Source organism: Afipia sp. GW821-FHT04G03, from assembly GCF_059419985.1.
In genome coordinates this window covers 256,573-276,896 of record NZ_JBWKSV010000001.1, presented here as the reverse complement: position 1 = coordinate 276,896, position 20,324 = coordinate 256,573, and the positions used below count along the sequence as shown (strand labels likewise).

The following is a 20,324-nucleotide window of genomic DNA, read 5'->3' as shown; positions in this document are numbered from 1 at the left end:
ATGTTGCGTCGTGGCGCGGCCGCCACGCTTGCAGTCGTGGCGCTGACAGTCACGGCCCGAGCCGACATCGTTGCGCGGGAGTCGGATGTTGTTGGCTTGCGGCTCGGCCAGCGCGTGTATATCGACGACGGCTCCTGCCCGGCCGGACAGATCAAGGAAATCACCGGCATGCAACTCACCTCCACCGGTGTTTTGTCGGTGCGCAAGTGCGTCGATCGCAAGGGCAAGCGCTAACCGATCACACAATCCGTCTCGCTGGTCCGCATCGATTCGACGTTGCACAAGACAATTCGATGACTTGTCTCCCGGCTTTTCGTCGGATGCATTCGCACTTGCAGCGTGACCGCTCGGGCTGTGCTCCTACAATCACGGCGCGCGGCGAGTGAGTCCGGCGCCGACGTGACGGAACCTGATACCGGACCGGGAGCGAAAATCATGTCGGGCATGCTTGTTAGTTTGCTGATCCAGATCATCGGTGGCGCTGTTGGCGGAAACGTCGCCGGCGGCGCGGCCAAAAACATCGATCTCGGAACGCTTGGAAACACGATCGCCGGCGCGATCGGCGGCGGCGTCGGGGGCCAGATTCTGGGGATGCTAATTCCAATGCTGGCCAATTCGGCCTCGACGCCGGACATCGGCGCGCTCATCGGCCAGGCTGCGGGCGGCGGCGTTGCCGGCGCCGTGCTGACCGCCATCATCGGCGCAATCAAGAACAGATCGGCCGCGTGATCCGCAGCGGCTCCGCGTGTCACCGCAAGGAAAATCGCGGAGCCTGTGGTTCGCCAGCCATAACGCATCAACGACGCGCGTAAACGCGCGCGTTGACGCTTTATGTTGTGGAATCGTTTTCAGTCAGCGCGCTAGCCGGAAATGAAATCGCTGCATTTCTGGATCGTGTCACTGCTGCCCCATGGCATGATCGGCACCGAGGACGTCGAATTCTTTGGCGAGCCTTCGATCAGCCTGTCGGAATAGACCATGTAGACCAGCACGTTTCGCTTGGCGTCACAGCCGCGCACGATCTGCATTTTCTTGAAGAACAGCGAGCGGCGCTGGCGGAACATGTCTTCGCCCTGCGAGGCCTTGTTCTTGAAACGGATTGGCGCGATCTGGCGGCACGACAGCGAGACGTCGGAAACTTCCTCGGCAAGACCGAGCCAACCCTTGTAACCGCCCTTTTCAGGCGCGGTGAAATGGCACGCCACGCCTTCCACGACCGGATCGTCGACGCCGTATGTCGCGAGCTTGTCGTCCGGGCTGAGGAGCTTGAACACGGTCGAACGCCGGAAGATCAGGTCCGGCTCATCAGCCGCAACGACGGGCGTGGCCGTCATCCAGGCAAGAACAGCAGCCAGCAGCGCGGCGGCTGCCGGGCGGGTCAGACGGAAGGGCATCGGTGGGGCTCCACAAAGGATGTTCATAAACCGGATGGGGGTCGCGCACCCCGGCCAAGGAACCCCTCATGTGGGGTCGCATGGAGGCCGTTGAAAGGCACGCGATTGTGACCCTCCGGAGCCGGGCGTTAAGCGGTTCTGAAGGCAATCCGGCTAGCATTTCGGCATCGGGAATCGCACGGCGTGCGGTATGGAACCGGACCGGCCGGTGAACGTATTGGCCCGTCCGGGACACTAATACTGGGAATCAATTGAGGGCATAGCGTGCGCGGCAATCGGCGACATTCTTCGGGCGACCAGCAAATACAGCCCGCCACTCTCCCCCTTTCTTACATCATTCCAGGTTCCCGACCGGCCCGTCCCGGGATTCGGCGAGTCTCCTGGCTCGCCGCGAGCTTAACCTCGATTTTGGCCACCGGTATCGCCATGCCGGCGGAAGCCCAGATGTTCTGGCCGATGGGGCCTGCGGACGAATATGGCCAGCCGCATTACCAGGACGAACCGAGGATCGAACGCCGCCCGCGCCCCGTCCGCGCTCGGCCAAAACTGCCCGATGCTCCGAAGGACACCGCCAAGCCCCGGGGACCGATCGTCATCGCGATCTCGATCGAGAAACAGGAATTGAAGCTCTACGACCAGAACGGACTGTTCGCGGAGTCTCCCGTCTCGACCGGTATGCGCGGACATTCGACGCCCATGGGCGTGTTCAGCGTGATCCAGAAGAACAAGTATCACCGCTCCAATATCTACAGCGGTGCGCCGATGCCCTACATGCAGCGCATCACCTGGTCCGGTATTGCCATGCACGCCGGTGCCCTGCCCGGCTATCCGGCATCGCATGGCTGCATCCGTATGCCGATGAATTTCGCTATGCGCATGTGGGGCTGGACCCGCATGGGGGCGCGCGTGATCGTGACACCCGGCGAGGTTTCTCCCGCCGATTTCTCGCATCCGCTGCTGATCGCGCGGAAGCCGGAGACGAAGCCGGTCGCCGCCGCGCCATCACCGCAGGATCACGCGTCGACGACTCCCAAGTCGGACCGGTCTTCGATCCTCGATGCCGCCGCGCATGAAAAGCCGCAATTGAGACTGACGTCGATCTCGGACCGCAGCGAGCCAATCCGCACCGCCGATGCCAGCGGCGCGATGCCGCAAACGAACAACACAAAAACCGACGCGCCAGCCGCGACTGCTATCGCAGATGAAAAGTCCGTGGAAGCCAAACCCGATGAGACAAAAGCCGACAAGGATCAGGCTCGCGCCACCGATCCTGTCGCCCCCGTTGCGGACATGCCGGTCACACCGCCGCTTGAAGGCTCGGCGGAGTTCGTCGGCCCGGTCAAGCCGCGCACCGGCCATGTGGCGGCCTATGTCAGCGCCAAGGACAGCAAGATCTACGTGCGGCAGAACTTCGAGCCGTGGTTCGAGGCGCCGGTCACGATCGCCGCCCCGGAGCGCCCGCTCGGCACCCACGTCTTCACGGTCCGCGCCGACAAGGACGACGCCGACGCGCTGCGCTGGTCGGTGGTCTCGCTCCCGGCCCCGGTTCGTGTGGCGCGCGTGAATGACGACATGCCACGGCGCAAGCGGGCCGCGGCGGCCGAACCGGCGGTGTCTGCACCATCATCGACTCCGGCGGAAGCGCTAGACCGCCTGACCATTCCTGACGACGCGATGAAGCGCATTGCCTCGGTGCTGGCACCCGGCGGTTCGCTCGTTGTCTCCGATCACGGACTTGGCGACGAGACCGGACGCGGCACGGATTTCATCGTCCCGCTGCGGTAAGCGGTTCAGGCCGCGTCCCTCAGCGGCTCACCTGTCCGCAACCCGGTTGGCTTTCGGCGGCGCGTTGCGATAGAACGCGCCGGTTATGACAGCCTCCCGCAACATCCAGACGCCCGCCGCGCCCGCGCCCAAACAGCCGCGTGACGCGTTCGCGCGACTGACGCCGTTCGGCTGGACCGGCGGCGTGCTGCTGATCCTTGGAATTCTTGCCGCATCATTTTTCCTCGCCGGCTATTTCGTCATTTATTATCGCAATGCCGACATGGACTTCATGATCGTCTACAACGCGCTCGTGATGAACGACGGCAAGCCGCAGGCCTTTTTCGATCATCCGTCTTACTTCACCATCCTGACGGTCAAGCTGTGGTTTCAGGCGATGCACGCGCTGGGCCTGCTCGATGCATGGAAACTGTCGTCGATCCCCTCCGCGTCGAACCTGCCCGCTTTCGAGGCCGCGATGACAAGCGCTGTCCGCGCCGGCCGCATCGTCGCGTGGCTGACCGCTACCGGCATCGTCATTATCTTTGCCGCACTGGCGCGGCGGCTTTTCCGCGACTGGCGTGTGGCGCTGCTGGCAACCTTCGCTTTCGCTTTTTCCGGCGGCATGGCCGTCGAGATGCGGATTCTGCGCAGCGAGTTGATCGCGGCGTGCTTCTTCGCGTTCGCCCTGATGATTCTGATCATCGTCGGCCGCCGCGCGACAAACTGGCGTCCGCTGGCGCTGGCGGGCGCTGCCGCGCTGTGCGTGCTCGGGATGGAGAACAAGGTTCAGATCATTCTGAGCATCGCGGCCTTGCCGTTGCTGATCCTGCCGTTCGGCACGCCGGCTAGCGCCAGCACCGAGTTCTGGCGCAATCCCGTATGGGCCTGGATCGTGACATTCTTTGCCGGCGTCGCCGCGGCATCGGCATTGAGCGTTGCCTGGCCGCTGATTGCCGCGGGCCTCGAGCCCGAAACGATCGATATAGCGCAACTTCAGCCGCTGATCGGCGGCATGTTCGGGGTGTATCAAATCGCCCTGCTCGGCTGGACCGGCGTTGGCATGATCGTCTTTGCGGTTATCTGGCGGATCAGCCCCGCCGAAACCTTGACGTCAATGTTCGCGATTGTCGCGGGGGCGTCACTCGGTCTGATGGCGCTGTATCTGCAATACGATCCACAAAACGTGGTGGCTGTCGTCAATCCGATCGAGAAGATGCTGGTGTTCGCGGATGAGCCGGTCACCTCCGGTGTCGGCGGCAACAGGCTCTACGGCATCGCAAGCGCACTGCTGCAAGGCATCACGTGGGTGCTTCAGCGTTACAGCTTCGTCCTGTTCACATCGCCGCGGCCGACGGTGTTCCTGACATGGCTGATCGTGCCGGGCATCGTCTATGCCTGGTACAAAGGCGAGCGGCAGGTGGCTGTGCAGGCAACGCTGCTGCTGCTGGTCGCTTTCGGCACCGACGTGCTGGGCGTGCGGCGGGGATTAAAGCCGGAATATTATCTTCTGAGCGATCCGCTGATCATTTTCGCCGGTGCGTTGCTGCTCGACCAGATGAGCGACCTGCGCTGGAGCAAATGGACCTATCCCATCGGCGCGCTGCTGATCGCGCTGCATGTCGGCATCAGCCAGGCCGAGCCGATCAAGCACGTTTTCAAGCGCAGCGGTCCCGAATACGTCTGCGAGTGGAACGAGATTTACCAGCCGGAGTTGCCGATGCCGTGGTGCTACAAGCCGGAGAAAAAGCCCTGAGGCCTGTCACGGCTTGTTGAAACTTCCACTGGCCATGATCCGTTATCTTGGGCGTTCAACGATCTTCGAGGGAGCGCATCATGATCGACCGGCGGCGGATGTTGGCGGCAATTGCGGCGGGCGCAGCGCTTCCGTTCGCGGGACGATCCGCCCACGCGCAAGGCGCGATGAGCCGCATGACCGCTTACAGTTTTTCCTTTCCGGCGCTGAAGGGCGGCGACATCCGCCTTGCCGACTTCGCGGGCAAGCCGCTGCTGGTGGTGAACACCGCCTCGCTATGCGGCTTCACTCCGCAATATGCCGGGCTGCAGGACATCTGGACGCAATTTCGCGCGCGCGGCCTGACCGTGATCGGCGTGCCGTCCAACGACTTCGGCGCGCAGGAGCCGGGCGGCGCGACCGACATCACCCAGACCGCCGAACAGACCTATCATGTCACCTTCCCGATCACCGCAAAGACCAGCGTGAAGGGGCCGAACGCCCACCCGTTTTACAAATGGGCGGCAGCCGAACGGCCGACCGATCTGCCGGGCTGGAATTTTCACAAATACCTCGTCGGCCGCGACGGTTATCTCGCCGAGGCATTTTCCTCGCGCGTCGAGCCGACCGATACGCGCGTCGTCACCGCCATCGCCCGCGCGCTGACCGCCTGAGCCACGCTCACGCGCGCCCGGATTAACCTTCCACATACGGAACAGCCGCGCCCCGCGAAAATGGCTTGGCGCAATAAACCATGTGGGTCTAGGCTGATCGCCGGGGTAAGACGGCGTTCTATTCCGGACGCCGACGTGCGTTCAGGGGTATCCGATGCGTATCAAGGCAACAATTTTCGTCGCCGGCGCGTTTTCGTTATGCGCTTTCAGCAGTGTCTGGTCGCAGGCGCTTATTCCGCAGCGCACCACTCCGCCCCCCGCGCCTCCTGCGGCTCAAGCCGCACCCGCCAAGACAACGGCAGCCGCACCTGCGGCCGCGCAGGATCCTTCTCCCACTCCGATCAAGGCGAATTGCGCCAATCCCAATGCCATCGGCGTTTCGCGCGTGGTGCAGATCGACACCACGGGCGGCCCCGGTTTCGGCTTCGAGCATTTCAAACAACTCGACTTCCTGCGCGATAAGGAAGTGGTGCTGACATTCGACGACGGCCCATGGCCGGTCAACACGCCGTCGGTCCTCAAGACGCTCGCCGAGGAATGCACCAAGGCGATCTTCTTCCCGATCGGCAAGCACGCCACCTATTATCCCGAAATTCTCAAGCATGTCGCCGCAGAGGGCCACACCGTCGGCGCGCACACCTGGTCGCATGCCAACCTGAACAACAAGAAACTGACCGAGGCGCAGCAGAAGGAAGAGATCGAGAAGGGTTTCAGCGCGGTGAAGTGGGCGTTGGGCGCGGCGCCCTCGCCGCTGTTCCGGTTTCCCGCGCTCCAGCATCCGCCCGCGATGGTGACTTATCTCGGCGAACGCAACATCTCGATCTGGTCGTGCGATCTCGACTCATTCGACTTCAAGGCCAACAAGGCCGAGAAGATCATCGCGACCGTGATGAGCAAACTCGACAAGAACGGCAAGGGCATCGTGCTGATGCACGATTTCCAGAAGCACACCGCCGAGGCGCTGCCTGAGTTGATGAAGCGGCTGAAGGCCGGCGGCTACAAGGTGGTCCAGGTCAAGGCGAAAGCGCCGATGCAGACCATCGCGCAATACGACGAAGAGGTCGTGAAGGGCCTCAAGCTGCCGACGGTCAGTTCGCGCCCGCTTAACAGCGTGGTGCAGACCATTTCCGAGTAAGCAACGCGCTTGCGACTTTCCCGGAAATGACTAAACCGCAGCGTATGCGTATTGAAGGTTATGTGATCGTTTCCGCCGACGGCATGCTGGCCGATGCCAACGGCGTCATGCCGCCCGCGCTCAAGTACGACGCCGATCAGAAATTTTTCGAGGCCGCGCTCGACGACGCGGACCTGATCGTTCACGGCAGGAACTCGTTTGAAGACCAGCCGCGTTCGCCGTTGCGCACCCGTGTCGTGCTGACGCGCACCGTTCCCTCCCTCGCGCGCGATCCAGCCAACGCCAAGGCGACACTCTGGAACCCGGCCGGTGCGTCGTTCGAGGACGCCTGCCGCCATGCCGGCGTGACGACGGGGTCCGCCGCGATCATTGGCGGGCCGGATGTCTTCGGAATGTTCATGGATCGCTTCGACGTGTTCTGGCTGTCGCAGGCACACCGCCTGACAATCCCCGACGGCGTCGGCGGTTTTCCCGGCGTCCCGTCCCGCACGCCGCAGGATGTTCTGACCGCGCATGGGCTCAAAGCCGACGAAGTTCGCGTGCTCGACGCGGAGCGTGGTGTGGACGTCACCGCGTGGCGGCGGATTTAGCCAACAGCGGTCGTCATTGCGAGCGAAGCGAAGCAATCCACCCTGGAACCGATTCGACTGGATTGCTTCGTCGCAACAAACGCTCCTCGCGATGACGGCTCCAAAGCCGTCGCGACGAACTCAAACTCCGCTGGTGTAGCGGTCGTCTTCCAGCACGACGCGGCGCGGATAGCCGGCGATGACCAGAAGCCCGCCGATCAGCGACAGGTTCTTCAGGGCATGGATCATGTTGTTGATGCGATCCGCGCCGGTCATGTCCCAGAAATTATGGAAGTAGAACGTCGTGACGCAGACGAACAGCACCAGCAGAAGTGCGAAGAACCGCGTGCCGATATTCAGCGCGATGAACAATCCGCCCAGGACTTCCAGCGCGCCCGCCAGGATCGCCAGCATCTGGGCAGTCGGCATCCCCGTCATCCCCTCAAGCTGGGACGTGTAGGCCGTCAGGAAACCGGGAAGGACGACCTTCTCGGTGATCGCCTGCGTGGTCGACGCAATATCGAAAAGTTTGGAAGCTCCGGAAAACACAAACAAGACGACGAATAAAACCCGTCCGAGCGTCGCTAAGGCTGGCATGGTCGCCCCCACTCAATTTTCCAAAGACACTGGTATAAAGACGACACCTATACAGGAGTTACCTTCAACCGAACAGCGTCGGCTGCTGCCGGCCGGCACGCTCCTGCGCCTCGACCGCCGCAACCGCCGTCATGTTGAGAATTCCGCGCGCCGTCACCGACGGATTCAGGATGTGGGCCGGGCGCGCCGGGCCGATCAGGATCGGTCCCACCGGCAGCGCGTCGGCGAGAATCTTGATCATCTGATAGGCGATGTTGGCGGCATCGAGGTTCGGCATGATCAGGATGTTCGCGGACCCTTCCAGCCGCGAATGCGGCAGCACCAGTTGCCGCGACAACGCGGTGAGCGCGGAATCACCCTGCATTTCGCCATCGGCCTCGATTTCCGGATGATCGTTCGCCAGCAATTCGGTGGCGCGACGCATTTTCTGCGCCGAGGCGGAATCGTAGCTTCCGAAATCGGAATGCGACAGGAACGCCACCTTCGGCTTGATCCCGAAGCGCTGGACATGCACGGCGGCAAGCGCGGCCATTTCCGCAAGCTCCTCCGCTGTCGGATTTGGCCTGATTTGCGTATCGGCGATGAAGTAAGAGCCCTTGGAGGTGATCACCAAAGCCAGCGCCGAATAGTCGGTCAGGCCCGGCATCACACCGATGATTTCGCGAATGCGCCGAAGGTGGCTCATGTAGCGGCCATCGACGCCGCACAGCATGGCGTCGGCCTCGCCGCGCGCCACCGCGAGCGCCGCAATCACCGTAGCGTTGGTGCGCACCAGCGTGCGTGCGGCTTCCGGCGTGATGCCGTGGCGGCCGGCCAGATCAATGTAGCTCTGCACGTAGGAGCGATAGCGCGGATCGTCTTCCGGATTGACCAGATCGAAGTCGGTTCCGGCCTTGATCGAAAGGCCGAAGCGCTCGATGCGCGCGGCCACCACCGACGGACGGCCGACCAGAATGGGACGCGCAAGCTTTTCCTCGAGCACGACCTGAACGGCGCGCAACACGCGCTCATCCTCGCCTTCGGCGTAAATCACGCGCGCCGGCTGGGTCTTGGCTTTCGCGAACACCGGCTTCATGACCAATCCCGAACGGAACGCGAAGCGGTCAAGCTGTTCGGTATAGGCGACGAAATCGGTGATGGGCCGCGTCGCGACGCCGGAATCCATCGCAGCCTGCGCCACGGCGGGCGCGATACGCAGGATCAGCCGCGGATCGAACGGCGACGGGATCAGCGAGCCCGGACCGAAGCCAGGCGTCTCGCCGCCGTCGAAGCGGACCACCACGTCGGACGGCGGATCGCGCGCGAGCTGCGCCAGCGCGTCAACGGCGGCGCGCTTCATATCCTCGTTGATGGCGGTCGCGCCGACATCGAGTGCGCCACGGAAAATGAACGGGAAGCACAGGACGTTGTTCACCTGATTGGGGAAGTCCGAACGACCGGTGCAGATCATCGCGTCGGGACGCACCTTGCGCGCCTCGTCCGGCATGATCTCCGGCATCGGATTGGCCAGCGCCATCACCAGCGGCTTGTCCGCCATCTGCGCGACCATCTCGGGCTTCAGCACGCCGCCAGCCGATACGCCGAGGAAGACGTCCGCGCCGGCAATCACATCGCCCAGCGTGCGCTTGTCGGTTTTCTGCGCGTAGACGGCCTTCCACTTGTCCATCAGCGTGTTGCGGCCTTCATAGACAAGACCGTCGATGTCGCAGACCCAGATATTCTTGCGCTTGGCACCGAGCGACACCAGCAGATTGAGACAGGCGATGGCAGCAGCGCCCGCACCCGACGCCACGATCTTGATGTCTTCGAGCTTCTTGCCGTTCAGCATCAGCGCATTGCGAACCGCCGCGCAGACGATGATCGCGGTGCCGTGCTGGTCGTCATGGAAAACGGGGATTTTCATCCGCGCCTTGAGCTGCTCCTCGATCTCGAAGCACTCCGGCCCCTTGATATCTTCAAGGTTGATGCCGCCGAAAGTCGGTTCCAGCGCGGCGACTGTCTCGACCACGCGCGCGATGGTGTCCGCCGCGATCTCGATATCGAACACATCGATGCCGGCAAACTTCTTGAAGAGGACGGCCTTGCCTTCCATCACCGGCTTCGACGCCAGCGGGCCGATGTTGCCGAGGCCGAGCACGGCGGTGCCGTTGCTCACGACGGCGACGAGGTTGGAGCGGGCCGTCAGCAGCGCGGCTTGATTGGGATCGGCGGCGATCGCTTCGCACGCGGCGGCCACGCCCGGCGAATAGGCCAGCGCGAGGTCGCGCTGGTTCGCCAGCGGCTTGGTCGCCTGAATCTCGAGTTTACCGGGCCTGGGGAGTCGGTGATACGCCAGCGCTGCGAGGCGCAGTTCTTCGGACAACGTCGACGCCATACCAACTCCCGATATTCTTCTTGGCCCCCGCCTTGCGGCGGATATCGTTTAGGATCGTCTTGCGACGGTTATATGGTTCAGGTCTGCGGCAGATTGAGCCTGATGTGAAGTTCGCGCAACTGCTTGGGGGTCACGTCTGACGGCGCGCCCATGAGCAGATCTTCGGCACGCTGATTCATCGGAAACAGCGAGATTTCGCGCAGGTTGTTCGTGCCGCAAAGCAGCATGACAATGCGGTCCACCCCGGCCGCCATGCCGCCATGCGGCGGCGCGCCGTACTGGAACGCACGATACATGCCGCCGAAACGCTCGATCACGGTGTCCTCGCCATAGCCCGCAATCTCGAACGCCTTCACCATCGCCTGCGGGCGATGGTTGCGGATGCCGCCCGACGCGATCTCGTAACCGTTGCAGGCGATGTCGTACTGGAACGCCTTGATGGTGAGCGGGTCCTGCGTCTCGAGCGCTTCGAGCCCGCCCTGCGGCATCGAGAACGGGTTGTGCGAGAAGTCGACCTTCTTGTCTTCCTCGTTGTACTCGTACATCGGGAAGTCGACGATCCACGCCAGCTCGAACCGGTCCTTGTCGATCAGGTTCAGCTCTTCGCCGAGCTTGGTGCGCGCGAGGCCTGCAAACTTCCAGAACTTCGACGGATCGCCCGCGACGAAGAACGCCGCGTCGCCTTCCTTGAGGCCGAGCTGTTCGCGAACCGCAGCGGTGCGCTCAGGACCGATGTTGTTGGCGAGCGGGCCTGCACCCTCACCGCCTTCGCGCCACATGATGTAACCGAGGCCCGGCTGGCCTTCGCCCTGCGCCCACGAGTTCATGCGGTCACAGAAGGCGCGCGAGCCGCCGCCCGGTCCCGGAATCGCCCAGACCTGATTGATCGGGTCTTCCAGCATCCGCGCGAACACCTTGAAGCCCGAACCGCGGAAGTGCTCGGAGACGTCCTGCATCACCAGCGGATTGCGCAGGTCCGGCTTATCGCTGCCGTATTTGCGCAGCGCTTCGGCGAACGGAATGCGCGGCCACTTCTTGGTGACCGGCTTGCCCTTGGCGAAATCCTCGAACACGCCGGTGATCACCGGCTCCATCGCCGCGAACACGTCGTCCTGCGTGACGAAGCTCATCTCGAGATCGAGCTGATAGAACTCGCCGGGCAGACGATCGGCGCGCGGGTCTTCGTCGCGGAAGCACGGCGCGATCTGGAAGTAGCGGTCGAAGCCCGACATCATCAGCAGTTGCTTGTACTGCTGCGGTGCCTGCGGCAGCGCGTAGAATTTGCCGGGATGAATGCGTGACGGCACGAGGAAGTCGCGTGCACCTTCCGGCGACGACGCGGTGAGGATCGGGGTCTGGAATTCGAAGAAGCCGGCCTTCTTCATCCGCGCGCGCATCGAGTCGACAATCGCGCCGCGCGTCATGATGTTCTGGTGCAGCTTTTCGCGACGCAGATCGAGGAAGCGGTACTTGAGCCGGATTTCCTCAGGATATTCCTGATCGCCGAACACCGGCATCGGCAATTCGGCCGCTTCGCCCAGCACTTCGATATCGGCGATAAACAGCTCAACCGCGCCGGTCGGCAGGTCGGCATTGTCCGTGCCTTCGGGACGGCGGCGCACCTTGCCGTCGATCTTTACCACCCATTCAGCACGCAGCTTTTCGGCCAGACCGAAAGCCTTGGAATCCGGGTCCACCACGCATTGCGTCATCCCGTAGTGGTCGCGCAGGTCGATGAACAGCAGGCCGCCGTGGTCGCGAATGCGGTGACACCAGCCGGACAGCCGGACCTCTTGACCAATGTCGGCTTCGCGGAGCGCGCCGCAGGTGTGGGAACGATAGCGATGCATGAAAATCCTGGAAAACGGCGTCAGAGACAAGAATCAGGGGGTATGGGCGCTAGTGGTGCGCGCGCAGGGTTTAGCCGAGCGAAGGGAACGCGGCAACCGGATGGTGGGCCTCAAATGCCCCAAAACTTGGAAAAAACTCAAGAAAAACAACGAGCAGTTTGACGATGCCCCTAGTCGTCGCGCTGGCCCTGCTGGATCACGATGGTCGGCACCCCGAAGGTGCCCGTCCGCACCGTAAAGACCCGCGTTCCGGGCTTGCGGCCCTCGCGCAGCTCGGAGACCTCGACACCGGAATTAGTAAGCCGCGCCCGTGTCGCTTCCACGTCTGCAACCCGCCACGACAGGCCGAAAACCTTGTCGGGACCGTCGCCCTTGCCGTTCTTGAGGCTGTGGATGATCTCGAACACCAGGCCGCCGACCCGAAAGAACAGGAAGCGCGTCTGCAACGCGGCAATGGTCCGGTCGAGTTTCATGTCCAGCCCAAGCCGCGCGCCATACAGCGCTGCGGCCCGCTCGGGATCCGGCGTTGCGATCACCAGATGATCGAGCGCATCAACGCTGGCGGGAGCCGTCTCCGGCGACCGCGCCAGCCATTCGTCGCGCTGAATGAAAAACATCCGGATGCCGTGCGTCGGCGCTGCCGCGGCGCGCGTGCGCTTCCACGTTATCGTGTGGCTCGAAGCAACGTCCTGGCTCCGGCCTTCGGTAATCGCGTCCGGCGCAAGGCCGAGCCGCGTCAGGCGATGATGCGCGCTGGCGATGTCTTCGACCGCGAACGCCAGACTGGCAAGACCTTCGCCCTGCTTGTCGAGCGCCGCGCGAACGCGATCTGCTGTCTCGCCCTCACCTGCGGGCGCCATCAATTCAAGCGCCGTATTGGCGAGCACGAAGATCGCGGTGGCCGCGCCATCGCTTTGCGCGCGCCACATCGGCGCGCGGCCGAGCAATGTCTGATAGCCCGCGACACCAGCTTCGATGTCGCGAACGAGAACGACGGCGTGATCCAGATCGGTAATCATGATGGTGACGAGGCCCGGCTGTGGAGCCGCACCACATCACACCACGCGGAGGAATGCAGCCCCTTCGCGACAACGCATGACACCCTTGAGTTTCACCTTGCGGAATAAGGCCTAACGCTCCTGCCGGCAGCGACGCTCGCGTTTGCCTTTCCTGAGGCGCTCGTCGGGACGGCAGGTCTCGGACAGATCGATGTTGTCGAAACTGCGCGACCGGGCGTCCATATGAAGCGACGGGCTGAGATTGATCTGAGGCCTGACTGGAATCGCGGGATGGATGTTCAACTGGTTCGCCGAACAGATCGCAGGCACCAGCACGACGGCCAGTGCGCCAAGAACACTGAGCCGGACAAGACATTTCTGGGCCATCGCGACTTTCCCGCAAATTCATATCGACAATGCCCATTGGTCGCGCGCGCAGCGCGCCGGGTTCATTCGATCGCGGGGGAGCCCGAACGAGAAGGCCCTCCTTCACGGCTCATTTCATCCCGGATAGTGCATCGCGATAGAGGTTTTTATCGCGGCTGGAGCCTCGCCGGCCCGGCGCGAAATAGTGGCCGTTCCCTGCCATGTTCTGTGGTCCTGCCCGATTAGCCGATTTTCGCATGGATAATTTCGCTCAAGGCGGTATTAAGCCGCATGGAAATTATCACCACCACCAGCGGACTCGCCGCCCTCTGCCAACGTCTCGCCAAACACAGCGTTATCACCGTCGACACCGAGTTTTTGCGCGAAACCACCTATTACCCCCTGCTCTGCGTCGTGCAGATGGCCAGCGCGGAGGAAGCGGCTGTTGTCGACACCCTCGCCGAGGGCATCGATCTCGCGCCGTTCTTCGAGCTGATGGCCAATGAGGCGGTGCTCAAGGTGTTCCACGCCGCAAGGCAGGACATTGAAATCATCTTTCACCGCGCCGGGATCATTCCTCATCCGGTGTTCGACACCCAGGTCGCGGCCATGGTTCTCGGCTACGGCGATTCCATCGCCTACGATCAGCTCGTCGAGCGCATCACCGGCACGCGGCTCGACAAGACCCATCGCTTTACCGACTGGTCGCGCCGCCCGCTGACGCAGGAGCAGATGACTTACGCCGTCGCCGACGTGACGCATCTGCGCGACGTGTTCACGGCGCTCGACGCCGACCTCAAGAAGCGCGGACGCAGCGATTGGGTCAGCGAGGAAATGGAAATCCTCACCTCGCCGAACACCTACGACTTCCATCCGGAGCGCGCTTGGGAGCGGCTCAAGACGCGGGTGCGCAAGCCGAAAGAACTCGCTGTATTGATGGAAGTCGCCGCATGGCGCGAACAGGAAGCACAGTCCCGCGACGTGCCGCGCTCGCGCGTCCTGAAGGACGACGCCATCGGCGACATCGCCACGCATGCACCCACCACACTCGAGCGTCTCGCGGGCCTGCGTTCGTTGCCGAAGGGTTTCGATAAATCGAAATGGGGACAGGACATCGTCGCCGCGGTGAAGCGCGGCGTCGCGCGTGACCTCACCACATTGCCGAAACTCGACAAGCCGCGCGGCAATAACAACGGCGGCGCGACGGTGGAACTGCTGAAAGTTCTGTTGCGCATGACCTCGGAGCGCCACGCCGTCGCCAGCAAGGTGATTGCGACGGTGGACGATCTCGAACAGATCGCAGCCGACGACAACGCCGACGTCGGCGCGCTACACGGCTGGCGGCGTGAGCTGTTCGGCGAGGCCGCGCTCGCCTTGAAGAAGGGCCGCCTTGCGCTTGCCATCGACAAGGGCCGCGTGGTGCGGGTCGAGCGGGAACAAACCTAGTGCATTCCGGCAATAGGAGCGTCCAATGTCCATCGTATACCGGCCAGCTCGCGAACACGAACTGGATAAGGCCGAAGAACTCGTTGTCCGCAGCATCAACGACCTCACCCAGCGCCACGGGTTTGGGCAAATGGCGTCGTTGCGGCCGGCGCATTTCCAGTTGTTCTCCCTGCGGGACGATCCCGATGGCCTGTGGGTTGCCGAGGACAATGGAGAAATTCTCGGCTTCTCATTCAGCTGGGTTTGCGGCGACCTGTGGTTTCTCGCGGAACTGTTCGTGGCTCCGGATCAACAGAGCCGCGGCATCGGCAATGAACTCATCGCGCGAACCCTGGCACATGCGGAAAGGAACAGAGCTACCCACAAGGCTCTGATCACCTTCGCTTTCAACACCGTGTCGCAGGGTCTCTACATCCGGCACGGGCTATTCCCCAGACTTCCGCTCAATTTTTTCAGGGTCTCGCGCGAAACCCTGCTGGCGCGCTTGCAGGATACGTCATTGCGCAACGATCCGGTCGAGACCGCCGATCTGCAAAGTCTAACCGGGATCGATGCGCACGCGCTGGGCATATCGCGCGAGAAACATCATCGATACCTCATGGGCGATGCTGCGATGAAAGGATTCATTCTGCGCTCGGGAAGCGATTGCGTTGGTTATGTCTACGTCAATCCCGACGGCCATATCGGGCCGCTTGCCGTCACTCGGCCCGCCGTCATGCGCGGAGCATTCCAGGCCGCGCTGAAACTCGCGGCCGAACAAGGCTCCCAACAGGTGACGGCTTTCATTCCCGGCACCAGCGACGCAGCCCTCGGTGTGGCCGTCGATCACGGAATGCGTATCACCTTTCCGATGCTGTTGATGTCGTCCGGCGACTTCGGAGACTGGACCTGTTATTTGCCGCGCAATCCCGGCTTCATGTGACCGTGGGCTTCAGCGCGTCTTGCGACAAAAGCACGTTAGCGCGTCTTTCTAAACGTCAGATTGATCCGCTGACGGCCGAGCAAGGAATGCTCGCCATCGGGTAGTGGCAGCACACCGTGATAGGCGAGCCGCGCCGGACCGCCCCACACCACCACGTCGCCATGGGTCAGCCGATAACGCGAGGTCTTGTCGTTCCGGTTCATGCCGCCGAACAGAAACGTTGCAGGCAGTCCCAGCGACACCGATACGATCGGCGCGTTGAAATCCAGTTCGTCCTTGTCCTGATGCAGCGACAGCTTCGCGCCCGGTTCATAGCGATTGACGAGACAGGCATCGGGACGAAAATCGGCGAAGCCCGCCTTCGCTGCCGCCTGCAACGCGATGTCGGCGAACACCGCCGGCATCGGCGGCCACGGTTGCCGGGTATCGGGATCGACAGACGTGTAACGATATCCCGTGCGGTCGCTCACCCATCCCGCCGTGCCGCAACTGCTCATCGCCACTGACATGCGATGGCCGCCCGGCGTGATCAGGTGCCGGAACCGAGAACACTCGATCACGCCGTGGATCGCGGCGATCAGGGGCGTCTCGAACGCCCGCGCGAAACGTGCAAGCAGCATCGCGCCGGGCGCCAGCTGCACATCGCGCGGTTCGCTTTCAATGGCATCAAATAAATCCATGGTCATGATTCTTGGTTAGACATGAGTTGATCCGAAAACCGGCTCCCACTTTTCGGGATCATGTCACTTCGCATCGTGGAAAATGATGCCGACCGTATGGCGATGGCCGGAGCGCAGCTGGCTGACACCGTGCCGGAGATTGACGCGATACGTGCCGCGTGTCCCTTGCACCGGACGGTTATGCACCGCGAACACCACCGCATCACCCTGGCGCAGCGGCACCACCGCCGCGCGCGACTGCATCCGCGGACGCTGTTCCGTCAGCACGAACTCGCCGCCGGTGAAGTCCGCACCGGGCTCCGACAGCAGGATCGCGACCTGCAACGGAAATACGTGCTCGCCATACAGGTCCTGATGCAGACAATTGTAGTCGCCCTCGCCGTACTGAAGCAGCAGCGGCGTCGGCCGCGCCTGCCCGGCCTTGTGACAACGCTTGATGAAATCGGCATGTTCGGCGGGATAGCGAACGTCGATTCCCATCGCTTCGTTCCAGCGATTGGCGATGGGTGCAAGCTGCGGATACAAAGCTGTCCGCAAACCGGCGATCAGGTCCGGCAGCGGATAGGAAAAGTATTTGTACTCACCGCGTCCGAAGCCGTGCCGACCCATGATGATATGACTGCGGAAAATTCCGTCTTCGCCGTAAAGACCAGCGAGCGAGCGGCACTCATCCGAGGACAGCAGGCAGTTCAGCACCGCCCAGCCATTGCCGTCGAGATGCGTGGCAATGCGTGGCCAGTCCATCGCGTTGACGCGCGCAGATTCAGACGGACTGGTGGTTTTGATTTTTGCTGCTGCGACCATGATCGGCTCCCTGTCTGGTGAGCCGGAATTAGGTCAAACGCGAACCACCTTCCACCCGATTTCCGGGTTTGAACGTGTCGCGTGATGTTTCGCACAAAAGCAAAGCCGGGGCGGAAGCCACGAACTTCCTCCCCGGCTATCACCCGAGCCAAAAGGGGTAACTCATGGCTCGGGCATGTCGATCGTGAGATGACAATCTCTCTTAAGCGGGCATGATCTGATCCGAAAACCGGTTCCCACTTTTCGGGATCATGCCTTAAGCAGCAGCTGCCTTGGCGCCGGCCGGCACTTCCGAGATCGTCTTCAGGATCTGGGAAGCGATGGCGTACGGGTCGCCCTGCGAGTTCGGACGGCGATCTTCGAGATAGCCCTTGTATCCGTTGTTGATGAAGGAATGCGGGACGCGAATGGACGCGCCGCGATCCGCGATGCCGTAGCTGAACTTGTTCCACGGCGCGGTCTCGTGCTTGCCGGTCAGACGCTTGTCGTTGTCCGGGCCATAGACGGCGATGTGGTCCATGAGATTCTTGTCGAACTGCTTCATCAGCGCTTCGAAATACTCCTTGCCGCCGACCGTGCGCATGTACTCGGTGGAGAAGTTGGCGTGCATGCCGGAGCCGTTCCAATCCGTGTCGCCGAGCGGCTTGCAGTGGAACTCGATGTCGATCTCGTACTTCTCGGTCAGCCGCTGCAACAGGTAGCGGGCCATCCACATTTCATCGGCGGCGCGCTTGGAGCCCTTGCCGAAGATCTGGAATTCCCACTGGCCCTTCGCGACTTCCGCGTTGATGCCTTCATGGTTGATGCCGGCGGCGAGGCAGAGGTCGAGATGCTCCTCGACGATCTTGCGCGCGACCGAACCGACATTGCTGTAGCCGACGCCGGTGTAATACGGGCCCTGCGGCGCAGGATAGCCTGCGGTGGGGAAACCGAGCGGACGGCCGTCCTTGTAGAAGAAGTATTCCTGTTCGAAGCCGAACCATGCGCCCTCGTCGTCGAGGATGGTCGCGCGCCGGTTCGAAGGATGCGCGGTCTTGCCGTCGGGCATCATGACTTCGCACATCACCAGCACGCCATTGGTGCGCGCGGCGTCCGGGAAAACGCGGACCGGCTTCAGCACGCAATCGGAGTTGCTGCCTTCGGCCTGCATGGTCGAACTTCCGTCGAAGCCCCACAGCGGGAGCTGCTCAAGCGTCGGAAATGCGTCGAATTCCTTGATCTGGGTTTTGCCGCGAAGATTTGGGGTCGGCGTATAGCCATCGAGCCAGACGTACTCGAGCTTGTACTTTGTCATTGCGATCTCTCTTGAGTGAAGGATTGCGGTGCTAAATTCCCGGCCGATTTAGCTTCCGGAAGTTCCGGCTGCAAACGGCTGCGCCTTAACAAGCATTTAATATGCCAACTCGCACGTTGGCGGCACGCGATCCGGGCTCTGTCCACAGACCGCCGGGCCGGATTTCCCGACACCCGATGCGAGGTGATTCGCGGACGCTGTTTGCGCTGGTGCGTGTTTTTACGCCAGTTTTTACACCTGCCTCGTTTGGTGGCGGCAGCACTGACACGCCGAAAACCGTGAAACTCTTCAAGTGCGAGGGCGTTAACATTTCAAGCGCATGCTGAGTGAAGGCGCAGAATCGAGATTGCGCAAATTGTATGCATTTGCCTGCTTTATTTAGGGCAAACCGCGCAAAAGACGTGCGTTCCAACTATATCAGATCTCGAGGCGCCGACGCGCACACCGAGAGGAGACCGGAATGACACCCAATTCGACCCAACCGACGGCCAAGATCTACCAGTTCCCAGTTGGGGGCCGCGCGGCACTCAGCAACCGCCTTGAGCCAGCCAAGACCCCTATCGAATACGCGCGCGTTTCGACCGGCAGCGGCTGGTATCACGACGAGGCCATCGAAGAAGCCAACCGTGGCAGCGAGCACTGATGCCGCCGGATGATCTGACGCCCGGGCCACGCAGCCCGGTGAAACGCACGATATGACAAGGGTCGGAGCACATGCTTCGGCCCTTTCGCTTTGAAGGCTGCTAAAAAACCTAAGCCCCGAAGATCGACCACCCGAGCCGCTTGCTCAGGATTTCCAGCGCCACCCGCCCGAGCCGCGAATTGCCGTTGGCATCGAGACCCGGCGACCACACCGCGATGGATGCCTTGCCCGGTGCGATGGCCAGGATGCCGCCGCCGACGCCGCTCTTGCCCGGCAAGCCGACGCGATACGCGAATTCACCCGAGCCGTCGTAGTGCCCGCATGTCAGCATCACGGCATTGATGCGCCGCGCCCGTTCCGGCGGAACGACCAGAAATCCGGTCGACGGATTGCGTCCGGAATGAGCGAGAAAGCGCCCCGCCATCGCAAGCTGCCGGCACGACATGGCGATGGCGCAGTGATGGAAGTAGACGCCGAGCGTGAAGTCCACCGGGTTGTCCAGCACGCCGAATGATTTCATGTAATTGGCGAGCGCGATGTTACGGAATCCGGTGCGCTGCTCGGACGCTGCGACCGCTTCATCGATCTTGATCGAGGCGTCGCCCGAGAGAAAATGCAGGAAGCGCAGAATTTCACCCAGCGTCTCGCGCGGCTGATGTCCGGACAGGATCGCATCGGTCACGGCGATCGCACCGGCGTTGATAAACGGATTGCGCGGAATGCCGCGCTCGCGCTCAAGCTGGACGATGGAATTGAACGGGCTGCCCGACGGCTCGCGGCCGACGCGCTCCCACAGCTTGTCGCCGATCATGCCGAGCGCGAGGGTCAGCGTGAAAACCTTGGAGATGCTCTGAATGGAAAACGGCGTGTCGGCATCGCCACCCGCGGCGACATGTCCATTCGTGTCCACCACGACCAGCCCGAAGGAATTGGCATCGACCTGCGCCAGTTCGGGAATATAGGCCGCGACGTCGCCGCGATCCGCCCGCTTCACCATCTCGTCGACGGTTTCTTTCACGGCGCGGTCGAGAGTGGCGTTGCTCATGTCATTCCGGCTCGGTTGATATCGGCTGACGGCA

20 protein-coding genes are annotated in these 20,324 nt (G+C 62.4%); 10 read left to right on the top strand and 10 right to left on the bottom strand.

The genetic code is table 11. The annotated features are described in order from the left end of the window. Entirely contained in the window at positions 1-234 is a 234-nt protein-coding gene (locus tag AC07UB_RS01430) for a DUF6719 family protein (RefSeq protein ID WP_492789385.1), read from the top strand. 201 nt (positions 235-435) lie between these two features. Further along, a complete protein-coding gene (locus tag AC07UB_RS01425; RefSeq protein ID WP_492789386.1) occupies positions 436-729 on the top strand; it encodes a hypothetical protein in 294 nt (97 codons plus the stop codon). Positions 730-860: 131 nt separating this feature from the next. Here the strand turns inward: AC07UB_RS01425 and AC07UB_RS01420 are convergent, their stop codons facing one another. Beyond that, entirely contained in the window at positions 861-1,334 is a 474-nt protein-coding gene (locus tag AC07UB_RS01420; RefSeq protein WP_492792627.1) for a CreA family protein, read from the bottom strand. A 486-nt stretch (positions 1,335-1,820) separates the two neighbouring features. Between AC07UB_RS01420 and AC07UB_RS01415 the strand changes: the two genes are divergently transcribed. The 5 genes from AC07UB_RS01415 (at position 1,821) to AC07UB_RS01395 (ending at position 7,292) form a co-directional block, all read left to right on the top strand. Beyond that, entirely contained in the window at positions 1,821-3,179 is a 1,359-nt protein-coding gene (locus AC07UB_RS01415) for a L,D-transpeptidase (protein WP_492789387.1), read from the top strand. An 85-nt stretch (positions 3,180-3,264) separates the two neighbouring features. After that, complete coding sequence (locus AC07UB_RS01410) at positions 3,265-4,914, top strand: hypothetical protein (protein WP_494652400.1); 1,650 nt, start codon at positions 3,265-3,267, stop codon at positions 4,912-4,914. Between the two features lie 80 nt (positions 4,915-4,994). Continuing rightward, entirely contained in the window at positions 4,995-5,567 is a 573-nt protein-coding gene (locus AC07UB_RS01405; protein WP_494652402.1) for a glutathione peroxidase, read from the top strand. Between the two features lie 154 nt (positions 5,568-5,721). Continuing rightward, the gene (locus tag AC07UB_RS01400; protein WP_494652404.1) at positions 5,722-6,702 is read left to right on the top strand and encodes a polysaccharide deacetylase family protein; all 981 of its coding nucleotides are present in this window, start codon (positions 5,722-5,724) and stop codon (positions 6,700-6,702) included. Between the two features lie 26 nt (positions 6,703-6,728). Next, positions 6,729-7,292 (top strand): dihydrofolate reductase family protein, encoded by a 564-nt coding sequence (locus AC07UB_RS01395; RefSeq protein ID WP_494652406.1) that lies wholly within the window; start codon positions 6,729-6,731, stop codon positions 7,290-7,292. A gap of 120 nt (positions 7,293-7,412) precedes the next feature. On the opposite strand, the gene AC07UB_RS01390 is transcribed toward AC07UB_RS01395, so the two are convergent. The 5 genes from AC07UB_RS01390 to AC07UB_RS01370 all read right to left on the bottom strand — a co-directional run bounded on the left by AC07UB_RS01390 (position 7,413) and on the right by AC07UB_RS01370 (position 13,477). Beyond that, on the bottom strand, positions 7,413-7,868 hold the full coding sequence (locus AC07UB_RS01390) for a DoxX family protein (protein WP_492789391.1): 456 nt from the start codon (positions 7,866-7,868) through the stop codon (positions 7,413-7,415). 64 nt (positions 7,869-7,932) lie between these two features. Continuing rightward, positions 7,933-10,242, bottom strand: a complete 2,310-nt coding sequence (locus tag AC07UB_RS01385) for an NADP-dependent malic enzyme (RefSeq protein ID WP_494652408.1) — start codon at positions 10,240-10,242, stop codon at positions 7,933-7,935. Between the two features lie 77 nt (positions 10,243-10,319). Continuing rightward, complete coding sequence (gene aspS / locus AC07UB_RS01380; RefSeq protein ID WP_494652409.1) at positions 10,320-12,092, bottom strand: aspartate--tRNA ligase; 1,773 nt, start codon at positions 12,090-12,092, stop codon at positions 10,320-10,322. A 170-nt stretch (positions 12,093-12,262) separates the two neighbouring features. After that, on the bottom strand, positions 12,263-13,111 hold the full coding sequence (locus tag AC07UB_RS01375; RefSeq protein WP_492789394.1) for a VOC family protein: 849 nt from the start codon (positions 13,109-13,111) through the stop codon (positions 12,263-12,265). A 111-nt stretch (positions 13,112-13,222) separates the two neighbouring features. Continuing rightward, positions 13,223-13,477 carry a hypothetical protein gene (locus tag AC07UB_RS01370; protein WP_492789395.1) on the bottom strand — a complete coding sequence of 85 codons (255 nt, stop codon included), beginning with the start codon at positions 13,475-13,477 and terminating at the stop codon, positions 13,223-13,225. A gap of 270 nt (positions 13,478-13,747) precedes the next feature. Here AC07UB_RS01370 and rnd point away from each other — a divergent pair, with 270 nt between their 5' ends. Both rnd and AC07UB_RS01360 read left to right on the top strand, forming a co-directional pair. After that, positions 13,748-14,902 (top strand): ribonuclease D, encoded by a 1,155-nt coding sequence (rnd, locus tag AC07UB_RS01365; RefSeq protein WP_492789396.1) that lies wholly within the window; start codon positions 13,748-13,750, stop codon positions 14,900-14,902. Between the two features lie 25 nt (positions 14,903-14,927). After that, positions 14,928-15,824: a GNAT family N-acetyltransferase gene (locus AC07UB_RS01360; protein WP_492789397.1), complete on the top strand. Its 897-nt coding sequence runs from the start codon at positions 14,928-14,930 to the stop codon at positions 15,822-15,824. 35 nt (positions 15,825-15,859) lie between these two features. On the opposite strand, the gene alkB is transcribed toward AC07UB_RS01360, so the two are convergent. The 3 genes from alkB to AC07UB_RS01345 all read right to left on the bottom strand — a co-directional run bounded on the left by alkB (position 15,860) and on the right by AC07UB_RS01345 (position 18,602). Beyond that, on the bottom strand, positions 15,860-16,510 hold the full coding sequence (gene alkB / locus AC07UB_RS01355) for a DNA oxidative demethylase AlkB (RefSeq protein ID WP_492789398.1): 651 nt from the start codon (positions 16,508-16,510) through the stop codon (positions 15,860-15,862). A 57-nt stretch (positions 16,511-16,567) separates the two neighbouring features. Then, positions 16,568-17,308, bottom strand: coding sequence for a 2OG-Fe(II) oxygenase (locus AC07UB_RS01350; RefSeq protein WP_492789399.1), 741 nt, complete (start codon positions 17,306-17,308; stop codon positions 16,568-16,570). Between the two features lie 256 nt (positions 17,309-17,564). Beyond that, positions 17,565-18,602, bottom strand: coding sequence for a glutamine synthetase beta-grasp domain-containing protein (locus AC07UB_RS01345; protein WP_492789400.1), 1,038 nt, complete (start codon positions 18,600-18,602; stop codon positions 17,565-17,567). A gap of 460 nt (positions 18,603-19,062) precedes the next feature. Here AC07UB_RS01345 and AC07UB_RS01340 point away from each other — a divergent pair, with 460 nt between their 5' ends. Beyond that, entirely contained in the window at positions 19,063-19,245 is a 183-nt protein-coding gene (locus AC07UB_RS01340) for a DUF2735 domain-containing protein (RefSeq protein ID WP_492789401.1), read from the top strand. A gap of 109 nt (positions 19,246-19,354) precedes the next feature. On the opposite strand, the gene AC07UB_RS01335 is transcribed toward AC07UB_RS01340, so the two are convergent. Further along, positions 19,355-20,290, bottom strand: a complete 936-nt coding sequence (locus AC07UB_RS01335; protein WP_492789402.1) for a glutaminase — start codon at positions 20,288-20,290, stop codon at positions 19,355-19,357. Positions 20,291-20,324: the final 34 nt, after the last annotated feature.

What these genes read in the sequence shown, in the direction of transcription:
- AC07UB_RS01430 (WP_492789385.1), top strand. Translation starts at nt 1, where the DNA reads ATGTTGCGTCGTGGCGCGGCCGCCACGCTTGCAGTCGTGGCGCTGACA.
- AC07UB_RS01335 (WP_492789402.1), bottom strand. Translation starts at nt 20,290, where the DNA reads ATGAGCAACGCCACTCTCGACCGCGCCGTGAAAGAAACCGTCGACGAG.
- AC07UB_RS01410 (WP_494652400.1), top strand. Translation starts at nt 3,265, where the DNA reads ATGACAGCCTCCCGCAACATCCAGACGCCCGCCGCGCCCGCGCCCAAA.
- AC07UB_RS01420 (WP_492792627.1), bottom strand. Translation starts at nt 1,334, where the DNA reads ATGACGGCCACGCCCGTCGTTGCGGCTGATGAGCCGGACCTGATCTTC.
- AC07UB_RS01390 (WP_492789391.1), bottom strand. Translation starts at nt 7,868, where the DNA reads ATGCCAGCCTTAGCGACGCTCGGACGGGTTTTATTCGTCGTCTTGTTT.
- alkB (WP_492789398.1), bottom strand. Translation starts at nt 16,510, where the DNA reads ATGACCATGGATTTATTTGATGCCATTGAAAGCGAACCGCGCGATGTG.
- AC07UB_RS01345 (WP_492789400.1), bottom strand. Translation starts at nt 18,602, where the DNA reads ATGACAAAGTACAAGCTCGAGTACGTCTGGCTCGATGGCTATACGCCG.
- AC07UB_RS01350 (WP_492789399.1), bottom strand. Translation starts at nt 17,308, where the DNA reads ATGGTCGCAGCAGCAAAAATCAAAACCACCAGTCCGTCTGAATCTGCG.
- AC07UB_RS01395 (WP_494652406.1), top strand. Translation starts at nt 6,729, where the DNA reads ATGACTAAACCGCAGCGTATGCGTATTGAAGGTTATGTGATCGTTTCC.
- aspS (WP_494652409.1), bottom strand. Translation starts at nt 12,092, where the DNA reads ATGCATCGCTATCGTTCCCACACCTGCGGCGCGCTCCGCGAAGCCGAC.
- AC07UB_RS01405 (WP_494652402.1), top strand. Translation starts at nt 4,995, where the DNA reads ATGATCGACCGGCGGCGGATGTTGGCGGCAATTGCGGCGGGCGCAGCG.
- AC07UB_RS01400 (WP_494652404.1), top strand. Translation starts at nt 5,722, where the DNA reads ATGCGTATCAAGGCAACAATTTTCGTCGCCGGCGCGTTTTCGTTATGC.
- AC07UB_RS01425 (WP_492789386.1), top strand. Translation starts at nt 436, where the DNA reads ATGTCGGGCATGCTTGTTAGTTTGCTGATCCAGATCATCGGTGGCGCT.
- AC07UB_RS01375 (WP_492789394.1), bottom strand. Translation starts at nt 13,111, where the DNA reads ATGATTACCGATCTGGATCACGCCGTCGTTCTCGTTCGCGACATCGAA.
- AC07UB_RS01340 (WP_492789401.1), top strand. Translation starts at nt 19,063, where the DNA reads ATGACACCCAATTCGACCCAACCGACGGCCAAGATCTACCAGTTCCCA.
- AC07UB_RS01385 (WP_494652408.1), bottom strand. Translation starts at nt 10,242, where the DNA reads ATGGCGTCGACGTTGTCCGAAGAACTGCGCCTCGCAGCGCTGGCGTAT.
- AC07UB_RS01370 (WP_492789395.1), bottom strand. Translation starts at nt 13,477, where the DNA reads ATGGCCCAGAAATGTCTTGTCCGGCTCAGTGTTCTTGGCGCACTGGCC.
- AC07UB_RS01415 (WP_492789387.1), top strand. Translation starts at nt 1,821, where the DNA reads ATGCCGGCGGAAGCCCAGATGTTCTGGCCGATGGGGCCTGCGGACGAA.
- AC07UB_RS01360 (WP_492789397.1), top strand. Translation starts at nt 14,928, where the DNA reads ATGTCCATCGTATACCGGCCAGCTCGCGAACACGAACTGGATAAGGCC.
- rnd (WP_492789396.1), top strand. Translation starts at nt 13,748, where the DNA reads ATGGAAATTATCACCACCACCAGCGGACTCGCCGCCCTCTGCCAACGT.